14 protein-coding genes are annotated in these 16,399 nt (G+C 63.5%); 2 read left to right on the top strand and 12 right to left on the bottom strand.

Going from position 1 to position 16,399, the window contains the following annotated elements; translation table 11 throughout:
* Positions 1-10: 10 nt before the first annotated feature.
* From ACF8R3_RS13530 to ACF8R3_RS13475, 12 genes are all read right to left on the bottom strand, one after another.
* Complete coding sequence (locus ACF8R3_RS13530) at positions 11-1,432, bottom strand: undecaprenyl-phosphate glucose phosphotransferase (protein ID WP_196186525.1); 1,422 nt, start codon at positions 1,430-1,432, stop codon at positions 11-13.
* A gap of 174 nt (positions 1,433-1,606) precedes the next feature.
* A complete protein-coding gene (locus ACF8R3_RS13525) occupies positions 1,607-2,365 on the bottom strand; it encodes a WecB/TagA/CpsF family glycosyltransferase (RefSeq protein ID WP_197844766.1) in 759 nt (252 codons plus the stop codon).
* The gene (locus ACF8R3_RS13520; protein WP_392515721.1) at positions 2,365-3,552 is read right to left on the bottom strand and encodes a glycosyltransferase family 2 protein; all 1,188 of its coding nucleotides are present in this window, start codon (positions 3,550-3,552) and stop codon (positions 2,365-2,367) included. The genes ACF8R3_RS13525 and ACF8R3_RS13520 overlap by 1 nt, the downstream gene beginning before the upstream one ends.
* A complete protein-coding gene (locus ACF8R3_RS13515) occupies positions 3,549-4,751 on the bottom strand; it encodes a glycosyltransferase (RefSeq protein WP_058639227.1) in 1,203 nt (400 codons plus the stop codon). The genes ACF8R3_RS13520 and ACF8R3_RS13515 overlap by 4 nt, the downstream gene beginning before the upstream one ends.
* Before the next feature lie 49 nt (positions 4,752-4,800).
* Positions 4,801-5,805 (bottom strand): DUF535 family protein, encoded by a 1,005-nt coding sequence (locus ACF8R3_RS13510; protein ID WP_392515720.1) that lies wholly within the window; start codon positions 5,803-5,805, stop codon positions 4,801-4,803.
* A 9-nt stretch (positions 5,806-5,814) separates the two neighbouring features.
* Complete coding sequence (locus ACF8R3_RS13505) at positions 5,815-6,801, bottom strand: glycosyltransferase family 2 protein (RefSeq protein WP_392515719.1); 987 nt, start codon at positions 6,799-6,801, stop codon at positions 5,815-5,817.
* Positions 6,798-7,322, bottom strand: a complete 525-nt coding sequence (locus ACF8R3_RS13500; protein ID WP_058639225.1) for a serine O-acetyltransferase — start codon at positions 7,320-7,322, stop codon at positions 6,798-6,800. Before ACF8R3_RS13500 ends, ACF8R3_RS13505 begins: the two co-directional genes overlap by 4 nt.
* 6 nt (positions 7,323-7,328) lie before the next feature.
* Positions 7,329-8,282, bottom strand: a complete 954-nt coding sequence (locus ACF8R3_RS13495) for a glycosyltransferase family 2 protein (RefSeq protein ID WP_392515718.1) — start codon at positions 8,280-8,282, stop codon at positions 7,329-7,331.
* Positions 8,275-8,892: an acyltransferase gene (locus tag ACF8R3_RS13490; RefSeq protein WP_197844762.1), complete on the bottom strand. Its 618-nt coding sequence runs from the start codon at positions 8,890-8,892 to the stop codon at positions 8,275-8,277. The genes ACF8R3_RS13495 and ACF8R3_RS13490 overlap by 8 nt, the downstream gene beginning before the upstream one ends.
* A gap of 104 nt (positions 8,893-8,996) precedes the next feature.
* Positions 8,997-10,463, bottom strand: coding sequence for an FAD-dependent oxidoreductase (locus ACF8R3_RS13485; RefSeq protein WP_196186531.1), 1,467 nt, complete (start codon positions 10,461-10,463; stop codon positions 8,997-8,999).
* Positions 10,460-10,672, bottom strand: coding sequence for a twin-arginine translocation signal domain-containing protein (locus ACF8R3_RS13480; RefSeq protein WP_145254511.1), 213 nt, complete (start codon positions 10,670-10,672; stop codon positions 10,460-10,462). Before ACF8R3_RS13480 ends, ACF8R3_RS13485 begins: the two co-directional genes overlap by 4 nt.
* Before the next feature lie 40 nt (positions 10,673-10,712).
* On the bottom strand, positions 10,713-12,089 hold the full coding sequence (locus tag ACF8R3_RS13475; protein ID WP_196127108.1) for an oligosaccharide flippase family protein: 1,377 nt from the start codon (positions 12,087-12,089) through the stop codon (positions 10,713-10,715).
* Between the two features lie 95 nt (positions 12,090-12,184).
* On the opposite strand from ACF8R3_RS13475, the gene ACF8R3_RS13470 reads away from it, so the two are divergent.
* Both ACF8R3_RS13470 and ACF8R3_RS13465 read left to right on the top strand, forming a co-directional pair.
* The gene (locus tag ACF8R3_RS13470; RefSeq protein WP_058639220.1) at positions 12,185-13,720 is read left to right on the top strand and encodes an O-antigen ligase; all 1,536 of its coding nucleotides are present in this window, start codon (positions 12,185-12,187) and stop codon (positions 13,718-13,720) included.
* A complete protein-coding gene (locus tag ACF8R3_RS13465; protein WP_326383419.1) occupies positions 13,717-16,314 on the top strand; it encodes a cellulase family glycosylhydrolase in 2,598 nt (865 codons plus the stop codon). Before ACF8R3_RS13470 ends, ACF8R3_RS13465 begins: the two co-directional genes overlap by 4 nt.
* Positions 16,315-16,399: the final 85 nt, after the last annotated feature.

Here is a 16,399-nt window from a genome sequence, read left to right as displayed (position 1 = left end):
GCTTGGGTCGCTAGTACGCCTGCTTGCCGGTGAAGGCGTTTAGGGTGCGCACCAGGATCACGAAATCCAGCCACAGGGACCAGTTGTTGATGTACTCGATGTCCGAATCGACACGCTGGATCATCTGCTCGATGTCCTTAGTTTCACCCCTGAAGCCCCGCACCTGGGCAAGGCCGGTCATGCCTGGCTTGATGTTGTGGCGCGCGAAATAGTCGACGATGTCCTGGGAGTACAAGGTGTCATGCTGCAATGCATGGGGCCTGGGGCCAACCAATGACATCTCGCCCGTCAGTACATTGAACAACTGCGGCAGCTCATCGAGGCTGGTGCGCCGGATGAAGGCGCCGACCCGGGTCAGGCGCGGGTCGTTTTTCTGTGCCTGCTTGATCTGCCCGGCTTCGGGCTGGTGAACATGCATGCTGCGAAATTTCCAGATCCGAAACGATTCCCCGGTCCAGCCCGTGCGTTCCTGGCGAAAGAACACCGGGCCTGGGCTGTCGAGCTTGATCGCCAGGGCCACAGCCAGCAACACCGGCGATGCACACAGCAGAATCAGTGCCGCCAGGACACGATCCTCGAGGTTCTTCAGGAACAGGCTCATGCCGGTCAACGGGGTTTCAGACAGGGTCAGGACAGGAATACCGGCGATTTCGCGCACGCTATGGTTGATCAGGCGCAGGGAGAAAATGTCGGGCACCCAGTTCACTGCGATGCACTTGTCGAGCAGTTTGAAATAGACGTCGCTGATGACTTGCGAGCCGCCCAGTGGCGTCACCAGGTAGACCGTGCGGATGCCATGCTGGGCGACGATGCCGTCCAAATCGCTGATATGCCCCAGCACCGGCAGGCGCTGCTTGCCGTGCTCGACGTCGTCGCCGTGCGGCGCGGCTTTTGCGGTCAACACGCAGCCTACCACCCGTTCCCCGAACCAGGGGTTGCTGCTGATTTTCTGATAGAGGAAATTAGCCAGGTCACCGTCGCCGATGATCAGGGCGTTCTCAAGGCGAGCGTGGGCGGTAAAGCGTTTTTGCAGTTCACGCACGGCAACATGCAGAAACAGCTGGGCGATGTAGCCGATGACGAACAATTCCACCACCAACAGCCGTGAATAGGTTTCGCTCTGCTTGGTCAGAAAGGCCATGACCACCAGAAAGCAGAACGTTGCCGACCATGCCTTGAACAGCCGGAACGCCTTGATCGACAGCCCGACGTTGGTGCGATAGATGGCGTAGTGATCGTAGATGACCGCCAGTGCCCCGATCAGCAACAGCAACATGATGACGTAGTCGGACGTGATGTAGCCGAACTGGTCGTAGATCAGGTACCAGGCAATGCCGGTCACCGCCACGCCATCCAGACCGGCTTGCACGGCGTTGCTGACGCTGCTTCTGCGCTGAAGCAAAGACCGGCTGCTTCGGGGTTCGAACACCATTTCAGACCTCATCGATGGGTACATGGCCAGGGCCTGTAATCGCCCTTTGATACTGAAGGACAGCGTTGGCGAAACCGGTACAGCAGCAGGCGCGCGCGGGTGTCTGTAGCGGTGATATCACTGTAGCAGCCCGTCCTTGGCTGCGCGGTAACTTCGCGCGACCGCGCCATGTCATCAGCCGCCAGGATGCAGCGCTCGCCCTGCCCGGGCGAACCGCCGGGCGCGTAACAGGAACAGCGGGTTGCCCACCACGTAGCGCATGAACAGCCGCCGGGGCTCGCACAGCAAGCGGTACAGCCACTCTGCACCCAGCCGCCTGACCCAGGCCGGTGCGCGATGGACCTTGCCGCCCATGAAGTCCAACACGGCGCCGCCGCAAACGATCGTGCACACAAGGCCCGTGCCTTTGAGCGCAGCCGCCACGGCCTCCTGCTTGGGCATGCCCATGCCTAGCAGGATCAGATCCGGCCGATGCTCGGTCGCCAGGTGCAGGTACGTCGACACGTCGGCGAAGCCGTCATGCACCGAAACCGGCGTGACGCCATAGGTGGCAACGCAGCACTGAACAGCCTGCCCCAGATAAGGCTGGCGGGTGCCCCAGAAGGCCACGCGGCGGCCTGCGTAGGCGTGCACCAGCCGAGGAATGAAATCCGTCCCGTTCATGTTCAACCCTGGCGCCAACCCGAGCTGACGGTACAGCATCGCCATGCCCGAGCCATCGCGCAGCAGCACATCGGCGCCCAGCAGCGCTTCGCCATAGGCGTCATCGCGAACGACCAGGTTCATGGCATGGGCATTGACGAAGCCCAGCACGGTCGGGGCTACAGGGGCAGCCAAGGCGTGCAGCAGGCGCTCAGCAGCCCCGCTATCCTCGACCACCTGCAGCTGGTCGATCACCGCGTGCCACCGTGCTGGCCACTGCTTTGCGGCCATCAATCGTCCTCCCGGCGGGAGCGCACCCACTCCACCTGGCGCTTGATCAGAAAGCCCACGTAAACCGGCACCTTGCGCAAGGCGTAGAACGGCGCATACAGCAGCACCGAGAACGGGATCACGTCGCGGCAGAATCGTGCCCAGGCCAGCAGCACGGCAAGCGCCAGTAGCAGCAACGCACTCAGCGCCATCCAGGCAGGTGTCGCCACGTCTGCTACGGCGTAGGCCACCCAGGTAAGGGCGTTGAGCCCCAGCAACATCAGGACCAGCAGGGCCAGCGGAGGCACCAGCACGTCCAGCGTCAAACCGGCCAAGGCCACGTTGCGCTGGCTGAAGGCAGCCCAGGCGCGACGGGGCGCATCGGCCAGCATCAGCCCCAGGTGCCCGTGCTCCCAACGCGTGCGCTGGCTGTTAAGGCCTTGCTCACTGGTCGGGAACTGACTGGTGACCAGCGCCTGCGGGCAGAACAACGGCGGCGTGCCCCGCTGGCAGAGGTCAAGGCCCAATTTCACGTCTTCGACCAGATGCCCGTTGGCCAGGTCCACGGCGGCCAAGTCCTGCCACGGGAACGCCATGCCCGAGCCCATGAGCTGGCAGGGCAAGCCCACCCGTGCCCAGCCACGGGGCCGGACCAGGTTCTTGACCCGCCAGGCGAACTCGGCCACCTGCACCTTGAGACCGGCACCTGCCGGCGCCTTCATGAGGTACAGCGCCTGCACCGGCCGGCCGCTCTGCGCGCAGCGAAGGGCCAGTTGTTCGAGCGCCCCTTGCTCAGCATGGCAATCGGCATCGACGATGATCACCACCTGGGGCGGGTCGGCGGCCAGGTGACGCATACCGAAGTCCAGCGCATAGCCTTTACCCCGGCGCAAGGCATCCTGACGCACAACCACTTCAGCACCGCCCTCCTCGGCCCGTCGCGCTGTGTCGTCGCTGCAGTTGTCGGCCACGACCAGCAGGCGGTCACCGGCTTGCAGTTGCGGCACCAGGCTCGCGAGCGTGGCGGCGATGATGCTGGCCTCGTCATGGGCCGGGACCAGCACGGCAACCTGCGGGCGCGCCCGGGCAGCGACGGGTTGCGCACGAGCGGGAAGGTAGGCCAGCAACACCTGCCCCAGCAGCACCAGCACCGGAACCGAGACTAGGAGCGCCAGCCCCCCCAGTAAGAACGTCAATACAGTGATCATGCCGTTGCCTTGAAATACTCGGCCAGCCGGGCCGCCTCAGTGTCCACATCATGCCGCTCCAACACCCGCGCATGGCCGGCTGCGCCCATCCGCTGCAGCGTCTCGACCGGCTGCCGGAGGCAGTCAGCCATGGCTTCGGTCAATTGTTCGACATCCCCCGCTGGCACCAGCCAGCCGTTCTCGCCAGGGCGCACCAGCTCGGGGATACCTGCCACATAGGTGCTCAGCACAGGACGACGCAGCGCCATGGCCTCCATCAAGACCACGGGCAACCCTTCGGCGAAGCTGGGCAGCACCAAGGCACGCGCCGCAAGCATGTGCTCGCGCACCTGCTCACTGCCGATCCAGCCGGTGATGCACACCTGTTGCTGCAAGCCATGATGGGCGATCAACCGCTCTATCTCGCCGCGCATCTCGCCATCACCGGCCAGCACCAGTTCGAAGGCGATGGAACGCGCCGCCAGCCGGGACGCGGCCTCCAGCAGCAGTAACTGGCCTTTCTGCTCGCACAGGCGGCCCACGCAAACCAGTCTCGGGGCCTGGGGTATCGCCACGCTGGGCACCTCATGAAACGCGCGTTCCAGACCGCAATGCACCACCTTGACCTTCGGCCAGTTGGCGTGGGCCACCCAGCGATATAGCTGGCTGCGTCCGTAGGCACTGACAGCCGCTACGAACGCTGCACGGTCGACCTTGTCGCCCAGGTGCAGGAACTGCGGCTTGTCGAACTCCTCCGGTCCGTGGACGGTGAAACTGAACGGCGGCCCACCCAGTGCGTGGACAAGCATGACGACTTCAGCGGAGTTGGTGCCAAAGTGGGCATGAACGTGGGAGGCCCCGCTTTGCTGCAGCCAGAGCAGTACCTGGCAGGCTTCAGCCAGGTATACCAGGTGATACGGCCAGGCGCGGTCCGCCCTGTATCCCATGCGCAAGGCCAGGCTCAGGGTTTGGCAGAAACGCCGTGGTTGTGCCCGCAGCACGCGCCAGAGCGGTTTGAGCAAACCCGCCAGCCCATGCTGCAGCACATACACCGTTTTGGCTTTCTCGCAGACATCCTCAGGGTCCTGCAACTGGGCGTCCCATCCGCGCAGGGCAATGCGCTGAACCGTAATGCCCAGGCGTTCAATCGCCAGGATTTCGCGCCGTATGAAACTGTGACTCACCTTCGGGTACTGATTGACGAAGTAAGCAATACGCATACGAATCCAGATCCAAACCCGCTTGATGACACACCACGCCCGACAAGCCTTATGTACGGCCTTCTGTCAGGGGCGGAGCGTCCACTGCCGATGCATGCCCAGCGCATGCATCCCCTTGTAGTTCTTGTAGTTCATGGTTGCCGGCAGCGCCTGCCAAGGCCTTGTGCATGTGCGAGAAAACACCGTCGAGCAAAGCCTGCCGGCGGCGGTACATGGCCCGTTTCTTGGCGGGAATGTCCGATTCGGCGCGCTGTGCAGCCACCAGGGGTAGCTCGAAAAAACCGTTGCAGGGTGCCGGCTGGCCGCCGTGCTCCTGCCAGATAGCATCGTAGTCGGCCGCCAGTTCACGGCCGGTATCGGCGCCAAAATAGGGATGACGGTGGTGCCTGAAGCCGTCGCTGACGGCCAGTATGCGATCGACCGAGAGCGAGCGCGCCAGGCACTTGAGCGCTTCGAGCACCAGGCTGCGCGGGCGCAGGCCTTCGAAATGCTTGGTCAGGTCGCGGTAGATGCCCAAGGACGTTTCACTGTCGATACCTTTGTGGATGCCTTGCACGGCGCCGATGAAAAGCGTCAACCTGTTCCCGTCGTTACACAGGGTGAAGGCCAGTGACGCGACCCGCAGGTCGCCCTGAAACAGGTTCAGGACCAACTCGCCTTCGCGCTTGAACCAGATCGGCCGGTCCAGCACTAGGCTGCAGGCCGGTGAATGGTCCCCCAAATCGCACAACACGCGGCGCTCATCGCGGCTCGTGATCAGCAGCACCGGCGCTTTAGCAGTCACCACTTCGAAATGCGAGGCCACGGTGTCGAGCCGTTGGGCCACGTTCCAGCCGCTGCTGATGTAGGGCCATTGCACCATGCCCAGCGCGTCGTCCCCTACGCGCTGCCGCCACTGGGGGCCCAGTGCAGTCCTCATGCGCCCCATGAAGCGCTCGAGCGCGTGGCGATGGCTCACCATGAGCACGGCCAGCGCGCACTTGCTCTTCAGGGCTCGCGGGGTGAAACCGGGTTGCAACGTCGATAGGCTGCTCACGAGGCGGACAAGCATCATGGGGTCATCTCACTTGTATTCGATCAGCGCTGATTTGCCGGGCAACAGCCGCTGGCGCCAGAATTTCAGTTGCCCCACTGCCTCTGGGAACTTGCCCAGTACCAGAAACAAGGCCTGCAACCTGCGTTGCCGGGGCGCCAGGCCGCCGCGCCTGGCCAACCGCAGGACTTGCAGTGGGTACAGCAGCAAGAGCGCCAGCCCCCCTGCCCCGAACAGCAGGCATGCCGCCAGTGTCAGCAGCGGGATCCCCAGCCCCCAGACCCAGGCACGGCGGGACTCACGCACCCAGTGCCGCTCGGGTGCAGCACCATGCAACCAGGCGCCTTCGGCATAGGCGTAGCCGGCGCGCATGCTGCGTCGCCACCATTGGCCGAAGCGCGTCATGGCTGCATCGTGCAGGGTCATTTCGGCGTCCAGGCGCCATATTTTCCAGCCCGCGGCTCGCAAACGTACACACAGCTCCGGCTCCTCGCCGGCAATCAGCCCCGCCCGGAAGCCGCCTACGCTGGCGAATGCCTGGGCACGCATCAATGCATCACCGCCACAGGCCTCGGCTTGGCCAACCGGGGTGTCCCACTCCAGGTCGCACAACTGGTTGTAGACGCTGTGCTGGGCAAAGCGCTCACGCCGCCGCCCGCAAACCACCGCTACCTCGGCGTGCTGTTGCAAGAAGGCGTGGGCAGTGGGCAGCCACTGGGCGTCGATCTCGCAGTCGCCATCAACGAACTGCACCATGTCCAGACCGGGCTGCAACTGGTGCAGCCTGGCGAAGCCTTCGTTGCGCGCGCGGGCGGCGGTGAATGGGATACTCAAGTCCAGGGCCAGGACGTGTACACCCAACTGATGCGCGAGCTGAACCGAGCCATCGGTGGAGCCGGAATCCACGTACACCACCGTATCGACACGGGTCACCAGCGCGCGCAGGCAGCGCGCCAGGCGCTGGCCTTCGTTGCGGCCAATCACCACGGCGCCAATGCTCTCCAGGTGTGCGCTCACGGCATCACCTGCGTCGCAGGGCTGCGCCTGGGCTTGACCACCGCCGGCACGCCCACGGCAATGCTGTTGTCCGGCACATCGACCAGCACGACGGCATTGGCGCCAATCACCACATTGTTGCCAATGCGTATGTCGCCCAGAATCTTGGCGCCGGTACCAATGTCCACATTGTTACCGAACACGGGCGCCACAGGCCGATCGACCTGCTTGAGCCCCACCACCACGCCGTTGCGAATGCGACAGTCGTCACCGAACCGGGCGTAGCCGCTGACGATGATGCCGCCGAAGTGATCGATGACGAAATTGCGACCCACCAACGCCTCGCAAGGCAGTTCGACCCCGGTCAGGATCTGTACCAGTTTGAACAACACCTTGTAGACCAGCGAACAGAGCTTGCGCAGTGGCGCAGGCTTTACGCCATAGCGCCAGCGGCCGAACCGGTAGACCAACATCACCCAGAACCCCTGGGCTCCCCAGTCGCCACCGTGGGCCCGCAGATCGGCACGAATATTCTCGAACATGGCGCGCTACCTTGTCGGCTGGGTGGCGTAGCGGGTTTTGAACAGCAATGCCCACGTGGTGCGGCTATGCAGCCAGCAGGCCTTCAAGGCCTCCCGCCCGCGCCGCTTGATCATCGCCTTGAGCGCCAGTATCACGTCACCCAGGCTCACCAGCCCCATATGCAGGGCAAGGCCCGCGCGGCCGTGGTGCTTGCGAAAGTACAGCAGCTCGCTTTCGATCTGATAAGCGGATATCTGCCGGCTCGCGGCTTCGAGCTGGGCCACCGACTTGGAGCTCTCGCCGCCGATATGCACCACCGTGGTGTACGGGTAGAACACCACCTTCCAGCCCGCGGCCTTGACGCGCTTGCAGTGGTCGACCTCTTCGTAATACAGAAAGAAACGGGGGTCGAACAGCCCCACCTGGTCAAGGACTTCGCGGCGCACCAAGTAGAAACATCCAGGCAGCCAATCGCATTCGCGCACCGAGCCATGGTCCCAGCTCATGTCGTCGACGCGCTGTACGCCGGGGACGAAGCGTTCGAGCCCGGTGCGGGCGAGAAACACGTTGAGCGGCGTCGGAAAATACCGGCAGCTCGGTTGCAGGCTGCCATCGCGACCTTCGAGCCGAACACCGAGCACGCCACATTCCGGATGCGCCTGCATGTAGTCCAGCGTTTTGTGCAGCGCGTCCTGGGCGATGAAAGCATCAGTGTTGAGCAGCAGGGCGTACTGGCCTTGCAGGTGCGCCAGCAACTGGTTGTTGGCACGACCAAACCCTACGTTCTTCGGGTTGCTAAGCACCACTGCCTGAGGGCAGACCTGGGTCAGGCGTGCAAGTGAGTCATCGGCCGAGGCGTTGTCCACCACCAGGTAGCGCGCCAGATGCTCGCTGTCGGCGCTGCGCAAGGCATCGAACATGGGCTGCAGCAAACCGGCCGTGTTGAAATTGACCACCATCACATCCACCGGCTTAGCCATTGTCGCTGTCCCCGAAGAAGTACTGGCGCCGCTGGGCCATCAGCATGGGCTCCACCTGTGGGTCGAAGGCGCCCTTGCGCTGCTTGACGATGTCGATCCAGGGATAGGCTTCGCAGCGGGCTTCCACCCGTTTGATCAGCGCGTCGGTGGTGCAGATGAAGGCCGCGGGGTTACCCCCGTAGACAGTGCCAGGCGGCACGTCCTTGGTCACCACGGCCCCGGCGGCCACGACGGAGTCCGGGCCGATGGTCACGCGCGGCATGATGATTGCGCCGTGACCGATGAAACAGTTGTCCTTGATGTCGATGAAGCCGACCGAGTCCAGGTGCTTGCCGAAGCGGTGCTCGATCAGTAGCACGACGCCGTCATGGCCGATGAGGGTGCAATCGGACAAGCCCACGCTGTTGCCGATGCGCACCAGCGATGGATCGGTCACGTTGCAACCCTGGTTGATGTAGACGTTGGTGCCCACGGAGTGAAAACCGCCCCAGCGGGCCAGGTAGGTGCCCCATTCCAGCCCCGCAGGGTTGCACATCTTCTTGTACAAACCGCGCGCCCGTCCCGTGCGGTGGGCATACTGCATTACGGCTCTGCGTATCCATCCCATCATGCTGCCTGGCCTCGCAATCGATGCAACCTGAGTTATCCCTGGGCGCCGCCGGTCTCATTCTTGTGTGTGCTGACCGCCGCACCCCTTTTCCTAAAGCGGGTGGATCACGCCGCGGCGCTCCTCTGGGCGCTCATGCGGGCATCGAGGTGTTCGGCCAGGCGCACGGCGAATTGCAACAGTGGCATGGTCGGGTTGGAGGCACCGCCGGTGGCGAAGATGCTGCTGCCGGCTGCATACAGGTTGTCGGTGCCGAACACCTTGCAGTCGCGGTCCACCACGCCATGACGGGCGTCGGCGGCCATGCGCGTGGTGCCCATGTGGTGGGCGTGCGGCGACAGCCTGAGCGGTACCGAGGTGTCGTAGACGAAGTCGTTGAGTTTGACGAACCCCAGGTTCTGCTTGGCCCACTGGGTCGCAAGCTCGGTGCCGATGCACTTGATCGTGTGCCGGTCCTGCTCGTCGAGTACCCAGTTGACGTTGACCTTGGCCACGCCCAGCGCATCCTTCTCGTCGAGCAAGGAGATCCGGCTGTGCAGGCTTGGGAACTGTTCGATCATGGTGCTGATGATGCCATCGCCTGGGCAGCTGAAGCTGGCGACGAAGGCCACCTTGCTGGCCACGCCCATGTCACAGGCCAAGGTTTCCAAAAAGTACTTGACCTCGGCGGTACGGCCGTAGGTTTGCACATCGGCCAGCAGGGCCGCGCGCACATTGCCCTTGCCGATCTTGAAATGCTCGATGAAGGCGTCGGTGGTGTAGTACTCGCGCGGATCGGGATCAAGCCCCGACTTGAGGATGAACGTGCCCATGTCGATGTTCAGGTGCTCCATGAAACACCGGCCTACCAAGCCGTCCTTGCTGATCACCCCGGCCGCTGCCAGGGAGGTGCTGTTGAGCAGTTGCCGCGCGTTCTCGATGGCGCCTGCGGCGAGGATGAAATGCCGCGCGACCTGACGCTGGCGGTTGCCGGCGTAGTCTGACAGCAGCACCGCTGCCAGCCGACCAGAGGCGGGGTCGAATTCCAGGTCTACGCAGTTGCAATTGATGAACACGTCCAGCCCTGGGGTTTGTTCCAGGGCGGTGGCGTACTTTTGGGCAAATCGGGTTGGGGTACTGAGCAGGAAGCGGTCCGGTTCGAACTCGTCGCCGTCCAGGCCCGTGTTGATGGCGTGAAAGTCCGCACCGGCGGGCAAATCGACGATGTCCATGGCGGCGGGCAGGTAGCGCGCGATTTCGGCGTAGGCAATGGGCCAGCCTGGCAGGTCGCCTGGCGGAGCGATGGAAAAATCGGACGGGGTAAAGGGTCGGCAGCGGCCTGCCCAATGGTTTGAAGTACCGCCCAGGTAACGCAGCCGGGTCTGTTCGGCATACAGTTGCAGCCCACTGGAGGTGCAGGCGTACAGCTCCTGAGAGCGAGGTGCATAGTCATGCCCACCCCCCTCTGCCAGCAACACGCTCCAGCCAGCCGCCGCCAGGCGCAACCCAAGCGTGATGCCGGCCGGGCCGGCGCCGATGATGCACACGTCGTAGCTGTCGCGCAGCGTCTTGTGTTCCTGAAAATCGGTGATCATGCCGACGGGCTCTTGAAATACTGGGACGGCAATACCCAGCCATTGATGACCACGAACGCCTCGCTGGTGTCAGCGGTGTGCCGTGGCAGCGTTTGGCCGGCGACCGCCGTCATCGGACCCAGCACGGCGCCTGTCGCCCCTACCACCGCGCACCCCTTGAGAAACCTCCTGCGACCTACCTGTGACGCACACACGCTCTGCTTGCCCATGATCACCTGGCCATCCTCACAAAATTCCGACAGGTAGCGCTCAGATCCACTCGAACAACGCGGTCAGCCCAGCCCCGCACAGCGCCCCGGCCACAAGGGCCGGCAACACTGCAAGCTCGCGCTTGAGGCTGAATATACCCAGTTTGCTGTTCACGTAAACGATCAACACCAGTGTGGGCAGCGTGTGCAGGGCAACGCCCCAAATCGCCCAGTCCACCCCACCGAAATACAGCAGTACCGGCAGCAACCCCCACAACGACACCAGGCGGATGATGTTGTCCATGGCCTGGTACTTGGTCAGCCCCAAGGCGATCCAGACCTGATGGGCCAATGTATAGCGCAATGTGAGGAAGGACAGCGAGAGAATTGCGAGCATCGGCCCTGCTTCACGGTACCGCTCGTCGTACATCCAGCCAATCAGCAGCGGGCTGGCGGTCAGAAACCCCCCGCAGGTGAACAGCACCAGCAGGTCCACCAACAGCCGGAAACGGTGATACAGGGCCACCAGACGTTCGCGATCGTCAGCACGCGCTGCCTCGCTGAACGCTGGCAGCGCCACGGCGCCGACCACCTTCATAATGGCCATCTGCACCGCACCGAGGATCAACACGGCGATGGAGTACACCCCCAGCTGCGCCGCCGTCATGCTGGCACCGAACCAGATACGGTCACCATACATGGCCAGCACCCCGACCATCGAAGACAGCAGGATCCAGCGCCCGAACACGATCAGCTCGTTCAGGGCGGCGCGGTCCCAGTGCAGGCGGTTGCCAGGGCCTTCCAGCGCAGTGTGGCCCAGTACCGTCCAGGCCAGGGCAGAGACCAGGCCAGCGCTGACCAGCGCCCAGATGGAATGGGTCAGGTAGCCCACCACAAGCATTACCAGCAGACCCGCGACTTGGGACGCCAGGTCGACCAGCACCACGCGCTTTTGTTGGAAGGTTCGCACTGCCACGTCTATCTTGGTGGACTGAAAACCCCAGATCACGGCAGACAGGCCGGTGATGGCCAGTACCGCCGGCAACACGGGTGCTGCATACGTCGCGTCCGCAGGCCATAGCTCAGCCACCTGCGCCAGCCACGCGCCCAGGGCCAGAAGCAAGGTCAAGGCGAACAGGATGAAGCCGCGAATGATCTGCACGGTCCAAGCCGTGTTGAGGAAAACGGGGTCGTCACCCCGGTGGCTCTGGATGATGTTCTGGCGCAGGCCCACATCGGAGAGCAAGTGAAGCAGTACCGAAACCGTGGTGGCGATGACCATGACCCCGAACATCTCCGGGACCAGGATACGCGCCATGATCAGGTTGCCGCCCAGGCGCATCAGTTGGGAAGCCACTTGCGAGACCAGGTTCCATGAACCCGCCCGCAAGGCCCGCGAGCGCAGGCTCGGGGTGGCTGACACCTCAATCGACGGCATGGGTTCAATCTCTGACTGAATGGCTAAAAGTCACTATAGTTTCAATTAGCCATGATGCTAGCCGTGGCCCACCGAAAGGAAGGTGTAAATAGCTGATGCCTGAACATTTTCGCGCGTTGATCGTCATCCTGTTCCTGGCCAGCGTGGTATTCGTGCTGGCTCGGCGTCCTGCCACCGACCTGATCCCGCTGCGCGATTTCAAGCGCCGGCGCAACCTGTGGTTTTTGCTGACGGTACTGGCGTTCGTCTCCCACAGCTTCTGGCTGTACCTGGCGGCAGGCGGGCTTATCCTGTACCTGGCCGGGCGCCGTGAGCATAACCCCATGGCGCTGTTCTACCTGCTGCTGTTCCTGATCCCACCGGCGGCGGCGCAGGTACCGGGGTTCGGCGTGGTCAACTACCTGGTCGACCTCAACCACATCCGCCTGTTGACGCTGTGCGTGCTGCTACCGGCCGCACTGACCCTGCGTCGGCAGCCGGACACGCTGCGCTTCGGCCGCACCTGGCCAGATCGCCTGCTGGCAGCGAGCCTGGTGTTGATGAGTGTGCTCTACTTGCGCGAAACCACGCCCACCGACACCCTACGCCAGACGCTGTACCTGTATGTCGATGTGTTCCTGCCCTACTACGTGGCCAGCCGTGGGTTGCGCCAGGTCAGCGACTTCAAGGACGCCATGCTGGCCTTCGTGCTGGTCGGTTTCCTGCTGGCGTTGATCGGGGTCGCCGAGTACGTACGCCACTGGTTGCTGTACAGCGCCCTGATCGACGCCATGGGTGTGCCCTGGAGCCTGTCAGGCTACCTGAGCCGCGGCGGGGCCCTGCGGGCCAGCGTTACCACGGGCCAGGCCATCGTGCTGGGTTATGTGATGAGCGTCGCCATTGGTCTGTTCCTGTTCGTGCAAGGTTACCTGCGCCGTCCGTTGCACCGCTGGATGGGCGCGTTGTTGCTGGCTGCCGGTCTGTTCGCGCCGCTCTCACGCGGGCCCTGGATCGGCGCTGCGGTGATCGTGGTGGTGTTCGTGGCACTGGGCAGGGGTGCCGTGCGGCGCCTGGCCCTGCTGGCTACGGCGGGGGTGCTCGCACTGCCGCTGCTGGGCGTGATACCCGGTGGCGATAAAGTGCTGGACCTGCTGCCGTTCATTGGCAACCTTGAAAAAGAGAACATCACCTACCGCGAGCGGCTCATGGACAATGCCTGGATCGTCATTCAGCGCAATCCGTTGTTCGGCTCGTTCGATTTTCGCAACACGCCCGAAATGCAGTCGATGATCCAGGGAGAAGGCATCATCGATATCGTCAATTCCTACATCAATTTGGCCCTGCACGTCGGCTTGGTCGGGCTTGGATTGTTCGTGGCCTTTTTTGCCGTGGTGCTGCGCGGCCTCTACAAGGCCATGCGCAGCTTCGACGACAAGGATGACGAACGTCGCCAGCTTGGCCGGGTGTTGCTGGCGACATTGATCGGCATCCTGGTGATCATCTTCACCGTCAGCAGCATCACCTTCATCCCGGTGGTGTACTGGTCCATCGCCGGACTGGCTGTGGCCTACACCCACATGGTCCGCCGGCAGCACGCGCTCGCTACGCCCGCTTACGACATCCCCTCTGCGCAACCCAGGAGCCTTTCATGACCCTGCCTGCCATGCGTGCCCTGCTGAGCCTGACCGCCCTGTGCGCCCTGGCCTTGCCCATCAACGTTCAGGCCGAGGCGTGGCAGGTCAGCATCGATGAGCAGAACGGCCTGCCGGTGGTGACACAGGGCGGCGGGCCGGTGATGAGCGCCAAGTTCGACTTCTGGGGGCAGGACTGGAGCTGGACGGGTTTCCAGACGGCCCTGAGCGTCGATGGCCCGGCACGCTACACCTTGCAGGGGCAGAACAAGGATCTGGATTTCGAGCTCAAAGCGACAATCACCCAGGTGCAACCGCAAACCCTGGCGTGGGACTTCGACCTTGATGCCCATAGCCGCCAGCGCGATGTGATAGGCGGCGGCATGGTGTTCCAGTTCGACCCGGCGCAGATCGCAGGGCCCATGGGTGCCCCGCAACTGCTGGCCGGTAACCGCGGGTGGTCCTGGGGCGGTGCCGAGCAGGGCCGGCGTGTAGAGATGCGTTTCGACCCACCCTTGGCCAAGGTCTACTTCGAGCGCGGCAACCCCTCGGAGCTGCGCGCCTTCTTCTACAAAGACGACATCGCCCCCGGCAAGCAACAGCTCAAGGCCACGCTGAACGTTACGGGGGACATCGCACTGGCGCCCACGCCAACCGAGCGCTTCGGCCTGGTGGACCCAAAGACCTGGCCACTGGACCAGTTGGACTGGCGCACATCACCGGTAGACCTGTCGTTTCTCAATGCGCAGCAAAAACCCGCCGGCAAACACGGCTTCGTCAAGGCGTCTGGTGAACAGTTGGTGTTCGAGGACAGCACGCCCGTGCGGTTCTGGGGCACCAACCTGTCGGCCTACGCCCTGTTCAAGAGCCCTGACGAGGAGATTGTCCAGCAGGCCAAACGCCTGTCGGCGCTGGGCTTCAACCTTGTACGGCTGCACCATCACGACTCGCCCTGGGTGAGCCCCAATGTATTTGGTGACGGTACGCTGGTACGCAACACCCAACGGGTGGACGCCGAGTCCATGCGCAAGCTTGACCTCTGGATCAAGGCGCTGAAGGACGAGGGCATCTACATCTGGCTGGACCTGCACGTGCAACGCGCCCTGACCACCCAGGACGGTATCGATGACTTTGGCGAACTGGCCAAGGGCGAAGCGCGGGTCGACCTGAAGGGCTACGCCTACGTCAACGCCAGCATCCAGCAGGCGATGAAACGCTTTGCTACTCAGTACCTGGGCCATGTAAACCCCCTGACAGGGCTGGCTTACAAAGATGACCCCGCCATCGCGGCTATCCTGCTCACCAACGAGAACGACATCACCCAGCACTACGGCAACGCCCTGCTCCCGGACAAGGACGTGCCCCGCCACAGTCAGCGTTACATGGCCGCTGCCAAGGCGTTCGCCAGCCAGCACGACCTGCCTGCGGAGCTGACCTGGCGGGCCTGGCAGCCTGGCCCCTCCAAGCTGTTTCTCAATGACCTTGAGCAGCGCTTCAATGCCGACATGATCGCGCACCTGCGCGCCTTGGGGGTCAGAGTGCCGATCGCCACCACCAGCACCTGGGGAGGCAATGGGCTGAGTGCCCTGCCCGCCCTCACGGTGGGTGATGTCATCGATGCCCACAGCTACGGTGCCAGCGGCCAGCTGGAGAAGAACCCGCTGACCAGTGATGGTTTGATCGACTGGCTGGCCGCCGCCCAGGTCGTGGGCAAGCCGTTGACGGTCAGTGAATGGAACGCCGAGCCATTCCCGTTGCCTGACCGGCACTCCCTGCCGCTGTATATCGCCGGCACCGCCAGCCACCAGGGTTGGGACGCCATGCTGCAGTACGCCTACAGTCAACAGGCGTTCAACCCCGGCTGGCGCACGGCAGACAACTGGCATGCCTACAATGATCCGGCATTGCTTGCCACCCTGCCGGCTGCGGCGCTGATGTATCGGCGCGGGGACGTTCAACCCGCCAGTACCCAGTACGTATTCGCGCCCAGCCCCGATACCTTGTTCAATCAGGAGATCACCCCGCGTACTTCGGCGCTGCTGCGCACGGCGGTAGGTCTGGGCCAGCTGCAGATCGCCTTGCCTGCCACGCCCGAGTTGCCCTGGCTCAAACCTGCTGCCATCGCTGACGGAGCTACCGTGTTGCACGACCCTGCCCAGGCGTTGCTGCCGGCAGACGCGACTGAGTCGGTGAGCGATACCGGCGAGCTCAAGCGCAACTGGCAGTCGGGCCTCTACACCATCGACACGCCGCTCACCCAAGCGGTGACGGGCTGGCTGGGCGGGCGCACGATCACGTTGGCTGATGTCCAGGTGCAGGCAAGCACGCCCTACGCCAGTGTCGCCGTGCAAAGCCTCGACGGGGTCGTGCTAGGCCAGTCGCGCAGCATGCTGGTGTCCCTGGGCACGCGAGCGGTGCCCCAGCCTGAGCAAAACACGCGCTTTCATGTCGAGCCGCTCAAGGCCGAGCTGAGCATCAAGGCGCCTGCTGGGTTGAAACTGTTCGCCCGCGATGCCCAGGCGCAGCTCAAACCCCTGCCCGCCAGCTACCGAGATGGGCGTTATCACATCATCCTGGACGGCACCTACATGTCCAATTGGCTGTTCTTGAAATAGGGCAGATGGCCATCTACGCTCAGGTCACCTGTTAGCCGAGCATCCCGCCTGCATGTTCCAGGGACGGTTCACGGTGTCTGTCGAC

This window comes from Pseudomonas sp. FYR_7 (assembly GCF_043106155.1).
In the GTDB taxonomy this organism is placed as follows: domain Bacteria; phylum Pseudomonadota; class Gammaproteobacteria; order Pseudomonadales; family Pseudomonadaceae; genus Aquipseudomonas; species Aquipseudomonas parafulva_B.
Note: the sequence above shows the minus strand (reverse complement) of the source record. Positions and strands in the feature narration are given on the sequence as shown.